The organism is Streptococcus ovis DSM 16829 (assembly GCF_000380125.1).
GTDB classification, from domain to species: domain Bacteria; phylum Bacillota; class Bacilli; order Lactobacillales; family Streptococcaceae; genus Streptococcus; species Streptococcus ovis.
The window spans coordinates 1-12,421 of sequence record NZ_KB904584.1 but is presented as its reverse complement, the minus strand read 5'-3'; the positions used below and the strand labels follow the sequence as shown (position 1 = coordinate 12,421).

The window sequence follows — 12,421 nt, the reverse complement described above, 5'->3', positions numbered from 1 at the left end:
AACTACTACTGAAACAGTCAGTTAGACTTTCCACACTGTTGGTTTCCTTAGTGCCGAATTCCCGAACATTTCAATTTTCAAATTCGGACCGAAACACTCCCTCGGAGTTACCAACTCTCTTGTGTTGCAAAGAGCCAGGCAACTACTCCCCAGACTTAGCGCTTTCCTATTTCTAGGCGCTAGCTGCAACACTCCTCCAGAGTATAGCACTACTCATCCGACTCTGCGAAGGCCGCCGCTGCATCAGCTGCAGCTTTTGCACGTGCTTTTTCAAGGTCATCTACGTGGATGATGTCATCATCTTCACCCTCATCAAGGTCACGTAGTTCTACTTCGTTATCATCTTCGTCAAGGACACGCATGTCGAGACCAAGTGATTGCAATTCTTTGACAAGAACGCGGAATGATTCTGGAACACCTGGTTTTGGAATTGGTTTGCCTTTTGTGATAGCTTCATAGGCTTTGAGACGACCTGTCACATCATCTGACTTGTAAGTCAATATTTCTTGAAGGACATTTGACGCACCGTAAGCTTCAAGGGCCCAAACCTCCATCTCACCGAAACGTTGTCCACCAAACTGAGCTTTACCTCCGAGTGGTTGTTGGGTAACGAGTGAGTAAGGACCAACTGAACGAGCATGAAGCTTGTCGTCAACCATGTGGTGAAGTTTAATCATGTACATGACACCAACTGACACACGGTTGTCAAATGGCTCACCAGTCCGGCCATCGTAGAGAATCGTCTTGGCATCGCTATCCATACCTGCTTCCTTAACGGTAGCCCAAAGGTCTTCAGAACTTGCACCATCAAAGACTGGCGTTGCAATATGGATACCCAAGTTACGAGCTGCCATACCAAGGTGAAGCTCCATAACCTGACCGATATTCATACGAGACGGTACCCCAAGCGGATTCAACATGATATCAACTGGTGTGCCATCAGGAAGATAAGGCATGTCTTCCACAGGAACGATACGGGATACGACACCCTTGTTTCCGTGACGACCGGCCATCTTATCTCCGACCTTGATTTTACGCTTCTGAGCAATGTAAACACGCACCAGCATATTCACACCAGATTGCAATTCATCACCGTTGGCACGGGTAAAGATTTTTACATCACGAACGACACCATCGGCACCATGTGGAACACGAAGAGAGGTATCACGCACTTCACGAGATTTATCACCAAAGATAGCGTGAAGGAGTCTTTCTTCAGCTGACAGATCTTTTTCACCCTTAGGAGTAACCTTACCAACCAGGATGTCGCCTTCTTTGACTTCCGCACCGATGCGGATAATTCCCATCTCATCCAAGTTACGAAGGGCGTCTTCCCCAACGTTTGGAATTTCACGGGTAATTTCTTCAGGGCCTAACTTGGTATCGCGTGTTTCTGATTCGTATTCTTCCAGGTGAACAGATGTATAGACATCTTCTTTCACCAAGCGTTCACTCATGATAACCGCATCCTCGAAGTTGTAACCTTCCCATGTCATGTAGGCAACAATAGGATTTTGACCAAGCGCCATTTCACCTTTTTCCATGGAAGGTCCGTCAGCGATGAAGTCGCCTTTTTCAACGATATCGCCAACTTTTACCAGGGTACGTTGGTTATAAGCTGTACCTGAATTTGAACGACGGAATTTTGACACATGATAGACATCAAGTGAACCATCTTCACGACGAACTTCTACCTTATCTGCATCTGCATAGGTCACTTTCCCATCATGCTGGGCAATAATCGCAGCACCTGAATCATGGGCTGCTTGATACTCCATACCAGTACCAACATATGGTGCTTTTGGATCAATGAGTGGCACAGCCTGACGTTGCATGTTGGCACCCATGAGGGCACGGTTAGAGTCATCGTTTTCTAAGAAAGGAATACATGCTGTCGCGACCGCAACTACCTGCTTAGGTGACACATCCATAAAGTCCGCAGAAGCTGCTGGGAATTCTTGGTTGTTACCTTGATGACGGCCCATGACGATTTCATCAATGAAACGGTTGTTTTCATCAAGTGGAGAAGTTGATTGAGCTACGATATAGGCATCTTCTTCATCAGCTGTTAACCAAACGATTTCATTGGTGACCGTACCAGTTGACCGATCAATCTTACGGTACGGTGTTTGGATAAATCCGTACTTGTTCAAGTGACCATAAGAAGACAAGTTGTTAATCAAACCGATGTTTGGTCCCTCAGGTGTTTCAATTGGACACATACGACCATAGTGGGTGTAGTGTACGTCACGAACTTCATAACCTGCACGGTCACGTGTCAAACCACCAGGCCCAAGGGCAGACAAACGACGTTTGTGAGACAACTCAGACAGCGGATTGTGTTGGTCCATGAACTGTGACAACTGCGAAGAACCAAAGAATTCTTTGATAGCAGCAGTAACAGGACGGATATTGATGATTTGTTGTGGTGTCAAGACTTCGTTGTCTTGAACTGACATACGCTCACGAAGATTACGCTCCATACGTGTCAAACCGATACGTACTTGGTTTGCCAAAAGCTCACCTACCGCACGAATACGACGGTTCCCCAAGTGGTCAATGTCATCTACTCGACCCAAACCTTCAGCAAGATTTAGGAAGTAAGACATTTCCGCCAAAATATCAGCTGGGGTAATAGTACGCACATTTTCAGCAGGGTTAGCATTTCCGATAACTGTTACCACGCGGTCCGGATCAGTCGGTGCAACCACCTTGAATTTTTGCAAGAAGAATGGTTCTACCAAGACTGCTGCATCATTTGGAATGTACTCTACCAAGTTCAATTCGTCAAATTGATCTTCTGCGGCTTCTATCAAATCACGTGTTAAGACAGTTCCAGCTTCCCAGATAATTTCACCTGTCTCACCATTGATGACATGCTCTGCAAGTGTTTGACCCAACAAACGAGTGCGTAAGTTCAACTTCTTGTTGATTTTATAGCGACCAACAGGTGCCAAATCATAGCGACGCGGGTCAAAGAAACGAGCTGTCAAGAGACTACGTGAGCTCTCTGCTGTCTTTGGCTCCCCTGGACGAAGGCGCTCGTAAATTTCTTTCAACGCTTCATCAATACGTGAATCTGCTGGATTTTTGTGGATATCTTTTTCGATAGTGTTGCGAACTAATTCGCTATCACCAAAGATATCAAAGATTTCATCATCACCTGAGAATCCAAGCGCACGAACGAGCGTTGTGAAAGGAATCTTACGCGTACGGTCGATACGAGTGTAGGCAATATCTTTTGAATCCGTTTCTAATTCTAACCAAGCACCACGGTTTGGAATCACTGTCGAACCATAGCCGACCTTGCCATTTTTGTCGACTTTATCATTAAAGTACACACCTGGTGAACGGACAAGCTGAGATACGATAATCCGCTCCGCACCATTAATGATGAAAGTCCCCATTTCTGTCATGATTGGGAATTCACCAAAGAAGACTTCTTGTGTCTTGATTTCACCTGTTTCTTTATTGATAAGGCGGAAAGTTACAAAAATCGGTGCTGAATAGTTGGCATCATGTGCACGCGCTTCTTCCAATGTGTACTTAGGTTCTTTCAATTCATACCCAACAAATTCCAATTCCATAGTATCCGTAAAGTTGGATACTGGAAGCACGTCTTCAAACACTTCTTTCAGACCGTGATCTAAAAACTCTTGGAACGAATCCGTTTGGATTTCAATTAAATTTGGTAAGTCAAGAACTTCTTTGATTCTTGAAAAACTACGACGGGTACGATGTTTCCCGTATTGAACGTCATGTCCTGCCAAGTTATAACTCCTTTGTATAAGATAGGGCCATACAGAACCTTGCAGTCTGTGGCCAATTCCAATATTTCATTCACTTGTCTACACAAGCTTTGTCCTTTTCAGAATTTTTAGAATCTTTAAATTTATGTAACAAAATCTAATTTTTCCTAAAAATAAGCACAAAAAGAGCAGCTAAATCTTCCCTTTTAAAGTGTGATTTAACTGCTGTAAGCCTTATTTGGACAATATTTCAAATAAGGCAGACGACAAATATTTTTAATATTATATCATAACCCAAGGTTATTTTCAACTATTTTAATTCCCAGAGCCACCAGCTGTGGTAGAGGAATTACTTGGTTTTTTCGATGAAGATGAAGAAGACGGTTTCGTTGTAGATGAACCAAACAAACTATTCCAAGCTTTCGCACGATCGCTATCTGTCCCACCGACCATGAAGTTATAGCTAGTCACTGGCGCACCATTCTTCGCCCAATAACTAGTTGTCTGTGCTCCATATACAGTCGTAGTGCGTCCGTTATGCTGAACGGTCCCAGGACGCTGCCCAGTTGAAGTCAATACATTGGAAGCTATGACTCCATTTGCAAGTTCGAAGCGCCCGTCAAACAGACTAGGATCCGTATCATACAGTGTACTAATCAAATACGATACATATGCCGCGTTATTATTATACCCTGTCAGTGGCTCCATCCCCGTGTTATCATCGTGCCCCGCCCAAGTTCCTACCGTGATTCGAGGCGTTGATAACATCAGCCAAACGTCTGCTGTGTCGTTACTTGTTCCTGTTTTCCCAATAAGATCCTTACTTGCTGCCGCTGGATTTAAGGCTCCCAAACGACTAGCAAATGTGGAGGTCGCACCAGAAGAAATCACTCCTCTTAATAGCTGCGTCATAATACTAGCAGCTTCCGGCGAATACACCTGCACTGGTTTTGATTCATGCTGGTAAATGACCGTTCCATCTGGTGCTGTAATTTTTTCGACAATATAGTTTTTGTTGTAAACTCCACCATTTGCCAATGTTTGATAAGCATTCGTATTGGTTGCAACGGTAGTTTCAACTCCACCAGCTAGCGGTAAACTTTCGATATCGTACATAGGAATGTGGTAATTCATCTTTTCCATGTAGTCTTTAACATTGACACCTTCTTGTTGCAACAACTTATATGTCCAGAAGGCCGGAATATTCGCAGAAGCATTCAGAGCACTCTGAAGATTCATCATTCCTGTTCCCTTACTGTCCCCGTGCATGATGGGTGTCCCATCCGAGAAAGAAGTTGGATAATTTGACAAAATACTAGCAGAACCCATCAAACCTTGATCAATGGCTACTCCGTACACCAAAAATGGCTTCACAGTTGAACCGGGCGATCGTTTTGTATCTAATGCATGATTGTTTTGGTTGCTCTTATAATCGCGACCACCGATAAAGCCAAGAATGGCTCCTGTTTGGTTGTCTAATAAAACACTACCTGTCTCAATCAGACCACCACCACTATCCAGTACTGCCCCATAATTCGCAACAACCCCTTGCATAGCGCTGTATAGATTCTTATTTACCGTACTTGTAATCGTATAGCCACCTTGACTTAATTCTTGCTGAGCCAGCTCTTCATAGGCAGTAACTGTTTTATCATTTTTTAAATCATTGTCACTAACTTGATCCCGTTTCACTAGATAATTGTACATGACCTCTTCTGCCTCTTCCATGACAGCATAGTACAAATAATCTTTAGTATCTTCCGTAACTGGATTTGGGGCAATAAAATCATTCTTTATATCATACGAACGATAAGTTTCATAGTCTTCCTTCGTCAAGTAGCCGGAACGGTACATATTGTATAGAACATCCTTTTGTCGACTTAAACCATACGATAGATTTTCATCATCTTTAAAATGTCCATCCGAAGAGTACGGAGAATAAACAATCGGACTTTGAGGCAAACCAGCGATAAAAGCAGCTTGTGGCACCGTTAAATCTGCTGCCGATTTTCCAAAAATCCCTTGTGCAGCTTCTTCTATTCCGGCAATATTTCTTCCTTCGTTATTTCGACCAAACGGAGAAACATTAAGGTAGGTTGTTAAGATATCCTCCTTATTCATCGTCCGCTCTAGTGCAAGTGCAGAAACAATTTCACTCGCCTTACGCGTGAATGTTGGGGCATCGCCGACAATTTGTTGCTTGATTAATTGTTGAGTAAGCGTTGATCCACCACTCGAAGAACCCACACCAGCTGATCCAAGCGCCGCACGAATCACCGCTTTTGGGACCACCCCATTATGCGATTGAAAGGTCGCGTCTTCTGTTGCAATGACGGCCTGTTTAACATTTTCTGAAATCGCTGCGCTATCAACAGGCGTCCGCAATAAATCAGAGTTAACTTCTGAAATTAGGCTATTATCTGAATAAACTACCTTAGAAATTCTGCTTAAATCAGTTACTTGGCTAACCAGCCCCTTTTCTTCTGGCACACTAACACTGTCAAACAAACTAGCAACATAGCCAAAACCTACACCGGCTCCGAACAAGCCTACTAGAAACAACAAAATACCTATAAAATCTGTCAATAATTTTAAGGTACGTAAAACAATCCCCACTACATCACTAGCAGTTAACGCTTCCTTTTCCTCTAATTTTGATGTTTGTTCTTTCCTTGCTTCATTCGCCATAAATAACTCCTTATCCTACATATTTTACCATACTTTTTGTTATTTGACGAAATTTTCCTATTTGTTATAATATAGTAACAAGACTTAGAAAGACTATGGATGTATCATGAATATTTTTGAAGAATTAAAAGAACGAGGTTTGGTTTTCCAAACAACTGACGAAGAAGCCCTCGTCAAAGCATTAACAGAAGGGCAAGTATCCTATTATACAGGTTATGACCCAACAGCTGACAGCCTTCATTTGGGACATTTAGTGGCTATTTTAACCTCACGTCGTTTGCAATTGGCTGGTCACAAACCTTACGCACTTGTCGGTGGGGCGACTGGTCTTATTGGAGACCCATCATTTAAAGATGCAGAGCGCAGCCTTCAAACCAAAGATACCGTTGACGGTTGGGTCACTAAAATCCAAGGTCAGTTATCACGTTTCCTTGATTTTGAAAATGGCGATAACAAGGCTGAAATGGTCAATAACTACGATTGGTTTAGTGATATTAGCTTTATCGATTTCTTGCGTGATGTTGGGAAATATTTCACTGTCAACTACATGATGAGTAAGGATTCTGTTAAAAAACGTATTGAGACAGGGATTTCATACACCGAGTTTGCTTACCAAATCATGCAGGGATACGATTTCTATGAACTCAACGACAAGCACAATGTTACTCTTCAAATTGGTGGTTCAGACCAATGGGGAAATATGACTGCTGGTACCGAATTGCTTCGTCGTAAAGCAGATAAAACCGGTCACGTAATGACCGTTCCATTGATTACTGATTCAACGGGTAAAAAATTCGGTAAATCAGAAGGCAATGCTGTTTGGCTTGACGCTGAAAAAACTTCACCATATGAAATGTACCAATTCTGGCTCAATGTCATGGATGATGACGCTGTTCGTTTCTTGAAAATTTTCACATTCCTTTCACTCGAGGAAATCGCTGAGATTGAAAAAGAATTTGATGCAGCTCGCCACGAACGTTTAGCTCAAAAGGTTCTCGCCCGTGAAGTTGTTATCCTTGTTCACGGAGAAAAGGCATACCAACAAGCTCTCAACATTACAGAACAACTTTTTGCCGGTAACATCAAAGCTCTTTCAGCTAAAGAATTAAAACAAGCCCTACACGGTATTCCAACTTATGATGTGCAAAGTGAAGATAATCTCAATCTCATAGACATTTTGGTAACTGCAGGTGTATCTCCATCTAAACGCCAAGCCCGTGAAGATGTGCAAAACGGTGCCATCTACATCAACGGCGACCGTGTGCAAGACTTAGACTACACACTTTCAGATACAGATAAAATCGACGGCGAACTTACTGTTATCCGCCGTGGTAAGAAAAAATATTCTGTCTTGACATACTAAAATACAATCTATGTAAACCCAAAAAGAAACTCTAGATCATTTGTCAGAGTTTCTTTTCATCATTCCACTCGATAATAGAAATTGTCTACACTTCCTATCATCGTAACGTCCTGCCCAATACAAAAACGGTCTACACGTGCATCAGAGACATCAGATAGGACAACTACCTCCCCATCCTTCTCGTAGGTGTAGTCTTTTAAACTCAGACCTGCCGGAACAAACTCAATCACACCACCACCTATTGGCATTAAAAAGTAGTTCCCTTTAGCGGTACCATCCTCACTTTCCACAAGTCCTGAAACCTCTTCATTTTCTGAGATTACTCCATGCTTCGAAAAAGTTAGGACATGCCCACTACTATTTGCCCAGCTCCCTTCGACACTGGAAAAATCACCTGCTGCAAGTTGAGATACCTGCATCCCTGTTCTTTTGAGTGCCTTTGGTACTGCTGCGTTCTTTGGTGCTTCGTATGTAGACGGTACTGGCGTTGTCACCACCCCAGTATCCACAACTCGTGTGATAGACTGAGTGGTTGTTCTCGCTAGACTTCCCGACACAACCTCGCCATCTTTATCCCCGTGTCCAAACATCCACATACCAATCATCAGTGTTATTCCCAATCCAACCCCTGCTACTATCTTTTTTGCCTTCATGTTTGCCTCCTTTAATGTCTTTCTATTTATTCTATTCGTAATTTTTCAAGAAAGAAGAGCATTTTTGCAAAATTTTTTTAACATCAAAGAAATTAGGATACAATAAAGAAAAGGAGATTCGATGACAAACTGTATTTTTTGCAACCAAATCCAGGACAACGCTGTGTTCTATCAAACCAAACATTTCAAAGTAGTTCTTGATATTGACCCCATTCAAACTGGGCATCTCTTACTGATAAGTAAAGAGCACTATACCAGTATCACGCAATTATCAGCTGACGAACTGCACGATTTAATTGAAACCGAAGCCTATCTCATATCCATGTTAGAGGAAACCTTGCCGATTGATGGAGTGACACTGGCCAGCAATGATAAGAACCTGATGGATAAGGGGACGCACTTTCATGTCCACCTCATTCCTCGTACATCCAACGATGGCTTTTGGAATTCGTTGAACTTGAAAAACGAGGACTTCCCAGTCAATGATTTTCTGGACAAACTAAAAAGATGAGCTTTTTCGCTCATCTTTTTAGCTAACAGCTGTCGCTTCGTAGACAGTATCTTCTAGACTGTTTTGAAACTCTTCTAAAGAATGAACAACATCCGTTGTAACAACAGCTTCTTTTTGATCCAAATCAATTTCTACAGCAGAAACACCTGCTAATTCCAAAAAGTGATTCGTCACATGTTTAACACAATTTTGACAAGACATATTTTCTACATGAACGGTTTGTTTCATCTTATTTCCTCCTTAATGATCGTGACCACAGGTACATTGACCAGGTAAACAATGGCAAATTAATGTTTCTGGTGCCTTAGGAATCGATTCCTTGACTCTTTCATGAATCTGCTCTAGATCTTTCCGAGAGTAGGTTCCTGCATCCAATAATTCCAGCAACAAGTATACATTCCTCGTCGAGCAACTATTCTCTAAAATGGTTTGTAGTTGTAAACGAAGATGTTCTTCTTCATCTACCAAAGGCCAATAACGATATTTTTTCTCTTCTTTGTCCATTCGCAAATAAGATTTTTTGCGCAATCGACCAAGCAAAGTTTTTATCGTAGCTGGCTGCCAATCAAACCCTTCCTGTAAAGCCTGAATGATAAATTGCGATGTCGCTCCTGGGTGAGCCCATAGAACTCGCATTACTTGCCATTCTGACGGCGAAATCATTGCTTCCATAATTGCCCCCTATAAAAAATAGTTTACACTTGTAATCATTTTTTGTCAAGTAAAAATGGGAGAGCGTAAGTGGTAAAATTTTTTAGAAGTCCTCAATCCCTACGAGAGAGCTCCCACCGATTAAGAAAAAAGACCAGGATTTCTCTTATCCCAGTCTTGACTTCCTACTCATTATGCTTTATCATAGGGTTAAGACTGAGTGAGTTGTCTGTTCCTTATAGTGATTCTCACTCGGTGCCGTACGGACTGCAATCCCTACGGCTTTTTTTATTCGCTTAATTTGGTATCATTATACCACGGTTTCGCTCCTCATGCAAACTTTTCTGACGTTTCATGGCTTAAATTGTTTCCAGGTAATTCTTCCAGTCGGCATGGGTTGACTAGATTTTTTTGATTCTAAGCGTTTAATCTCACCTCCAGACAAACCTTTTAGTGCTTGAATTTTATGATAGTCTTCTCGCCATGACCCTAACATGAGTTCTCTAAGCTCGTCTTTATCATCCAATAGTATCATCTGACTCATCGCTTCAGCCCCTCTGATCGTCCAATACTTCCCACCCTTTTTCATGCGATAGGTGATTTTTCGATGCTGACTTTCCATGATACCAATTCCTGAATGGCTAAACCCTCTCAATTTTGCTGGTTTGGTATATTGAAAATTTTGAAGAAGTTTACGCTTAAAGTTGTCAAACTGTTCCCATTCCTCCTCTGTCTCTATAAGGCCTTCTGTCGTGTCCAATACCGTACGCAGGAGGCTTTTATCATGTTCTTGGATGGCCTGAAAAGCCTTATCCAAGAGTTCATCTGGATAGGGTTTAAAAAAGGTCTGGAGCTTTTGATTCACATGGTATTCGTCCCAAAAATGCTCATGACGACCTATCCTAAGAGCTTTAGCCATTTCTTTAAAAACATAGGGAGTATAGCCATGCCCACCGTCTGAATTTGTGATAAGGAGGGCATCTTTAGTCATTTCGAAATGGTGGTAAAGATAATCTAATACCTGATCACGTGCTTGGCGGTTACTAAGAGAAACAAACTCTTTCTTGTCTTGGAGCTCAAATCGGTTATTTCCCACTTTCTGACTTCCTGTATGCACAACAAAATGGGAGAGATCAATACGACGATTCTCCAGATCTTCCTCACTAGTTTTGACCATCACTCCGTCCCCCTCAACATAAATAATATCTACTTTTTCTTTAGTGATATTATCTTCCTGATAGTTTTGATAATCTTTTTGTTCTTCCAGTAAGTCAGCACATAGCTTAACAGCTTTGACAACCGTTGGCTTTGTAATAACAATGTGATAGGTCATCTCAATCACACGGACAACCTTGTCATAAGACATCATGGTAGACAATTTAGCCACTTGATACATGAATTCTTTAGAATACCTGGTATTTTTCTCTAACCCCAATTTTTCGTCCACCGGTACAATCCAGGTATCCCCTTTCTTCCATCGACGTCTTCTGAAGGTAAATTCTCCAAATGTAAAAGCGACTGTCCGCTCCATAGAGTGGATACAAGTATAGCCTCTTTGTTGCATAGATGGGACTAATGATTCATCATAGGTCTTGACCCAACTTAGGAAGCCCTTGTTGGTGTTTTCGAGTAATTGTTCCTTAAGTTCTCTCTCGTCAATCATATCTGCTACCTCCAAAGCAATAAAGCTATTGTACAAAGCAGATAGAACAGAAGGCAAATTTATTTTAATTCTACAAAAAAAGCTCCTGGGCAATGCCAAGAGCTAAACATTTGGGGCGAACTATTGAATCGCAATTCCAGTTTTTTAGGAGACGAATCTCCAGGGACAGCACCGCAGCCCGTTGAGCAACAAGCTCAACCTGATTTTCCTGCCAATGTTTTCTTATATTCTAGCAAGAATACATTTTTATAGCAACAAAAAAAACGAGAGGACCAATGGTAGTCTGGGGTCTTTACAGCCCGAAGCTGAAGGCAGTCCCGCACCCGTACCATTAGAACGATCTGTTACCAGTCGTCCTACACTATCCTCTCATTTATTATATTTTACCATATTCAAGTCTTCAATGCCATGTTAACACTCTGCCTTTTTTGAGAAAAAACGTCAACACTAACTATCGTCTTCCTCGATTTCAGCACCTCTGATATGTGATTGCCCTTGCATACGTTGAGCCGATTGCTGTAATTGTTGGTTCATGTAGTGCATTTGATTCATAGATTGCTGGAAATTGTGTTTGGAAGAAGATTCTAGTGCAGGTTTTTGAGGAATATTATTCGTCACATTGAAAGGAGCAGTTTCTCCAGCTGGCGGAGTTGGTTCACTAATGCCTCCAAAAGCTTCTCCTGATGGTTCAGTAGGAGCTACGGTAGGATCTGAGATTCCTCCTCCAGATGGTCCAGCATCTTCATTCATATCGCTAGGACCATCAAATCCTGTTAAGGCATCGGGATCAAATGGAGAGACAGGTTTTGGTTCTTCAGGAAGACTATAATCCTTCAGACCTCGGTATACCGCATCATGAGCTGCTTGTTCTTTTTGCCCTAAGTGATCAGCTACTCCACCTGCAAAATCTTTGGTCTTACCGATAGCTTCTTTACCCATAACCTCTGCTAAATCAACCATGTTGCTTACTCCTCCTTTGGTGGCACCTGCGACACCTTGGTCTCTCACAGCATTGAAGGCTCCTCGAAGACCTCCACCTGTTACAGCTAGACTATCCCCAAATTTCTTAGTTCCTGCAGCAATGGCTCCTGGAGCTTTACTAGCGACATCCATCCCTAGTTGTCCAGCACCCATGGCTAGACT

Annotated in this window: 8 protein-coding genes and 1 pseudogene; 2 read left to right on the top strand and 7 right to left on the bottom strand. The window is 42.2% G+C overall.

Going from position 1 to position 12,421, the window contains the following annotated elements:
• Nucleotides 1-209: 209 nt before the first annotated feature.
• On the bottom strand, nucleotides 210-3,770 hold the full coding sequence (rpoB, locus tag A3I9_RS0111295) for a DNA-directed RNA polymerase subunit beta (protein ID WP_018379132.1): 3,561 nt from the start codon (nucleotides 3,768-3,770) through the stop codon (nucleotides 210-212).
• A 294-nt stretch (nucleotides 3,771-4,064) separates the two neighbouring features.
• Entirely contained in the window at nucleotides 4,065-6,437 is a 2,373-nt protein-coding gene (pbp1b, locus tag A3I9_RS12885; RefSeq protein WP_018379131.1) for a penicillin-binding protein PBP1B, read from the bottom strand.
• A 106-nt stretch (nucleotides 6,438-6,543) separates the two neighbouring features.
• Here pbp1b and tyrS point away from each other — a divergent pair, with 106 nt between their 5' ends.
• Complete coding sequence (tyrS, locus tag A3I9_RS0111285; RefSeq protein ID WP_018379130.1) at nucleotides 6,544-7,800, top strand: tyrosine--tRNA ligase; 1,257 nt, start codon at nucleotides 6,544-6,546, stop codon at nucleotides 7,798-7,800.
• Nucleotides 7,801-7,859: 59 nt separating this feature from the next.
• Here the strand turns inward: tyrS and A3I9_RS0111280 are convergent, their stop codons facing one another.
• Nucleotides 7,860-8,453 (bottom strand): DUF6287 domain-containing protein, encoded by a 594-nt coding sequence (locus A3I9_RS0111280; RefSeq protein WP_018379129.1) that lies wholly within the window; start codon nucleotides 8,451-8,453, stop codon nucleotides 7,860-7,862.
• A 121-nt stretch (nucleotides 8,454-8,574) separates the two neighbouring features.
• Here A3I9_RS0111280 and A3I9_RS0111275 point away from each other — a divergent pair, with 121 nt between their 5' ends.
• Nucleotides 8,575-8,964 carry an HIT family protein gene (locus A3I9_RS0111275; RefSeq protein WP_018379128.1) on the top strand — a complete coding sequence of 130 codons (390 nt, stop codon included), beginning with the start codon at nucleotides 8,575-8,577 and terminating at the stop codon, nucleotides 8,962-8,964.
• Between the two features lie 18 nt (nucleotides 8,965-8,982).
• Here the strand turns inward: A3I9_RS0111275 and A3I9_RS0111270 are convergent, their stop codons facing one another.
• From A3I9_RS0111270 to A3I9_RS13630, 4 genes and pseudogenes are all read right to left on the bottom strand, one after another.
• Nucleotides 8,983-9,192, bottom strand: a complete 210-nt coding sequence (locus A3I9_RS0111270; RefSeq protein WP_018379127.1) for a heavy-metal-associated domain-containing protein — start codon at nucleotides 9,190-9,192, stop codon at nucleotides 8,983-8,985.
• Nucleotides 9,193-9,204: 12 nt separating this feature from the next.
• Entirely contained in the window at nucleotides 9,205-9,636 is a 432-nt protein-coding gene (locus tag A3I9_RS0111265) for a BlaI/MecI/CopY family transcriptional regulator (protein WP_018379126.1), read from the bottom strand.
• A 331-nt stretch (nucleotides 9,637-9,967) separates the two neighbouring features.
• Nucleotides 9,968-11,278 (bottom strand): ISLre2 family transposase, encoded by a 1,311-nt coding sequence (locus tag A3I9_RS0111260; protein ID WP_018377599.1) that lies wholly within the window; start codon nucleotides 11,276-11,278, stop codon nucleotides 9,968-9,970.
• A gap of 447 nt (nucleotides 11,279-11,725) precedes the next feature.
• Nucleotides 11,726-12,421 (bottom strand): annotated as a pseudogene (locus tag A3I9_RS13630) (pLS20_p028 family conjugation system transmembrane protein); the annotation flags it as partial.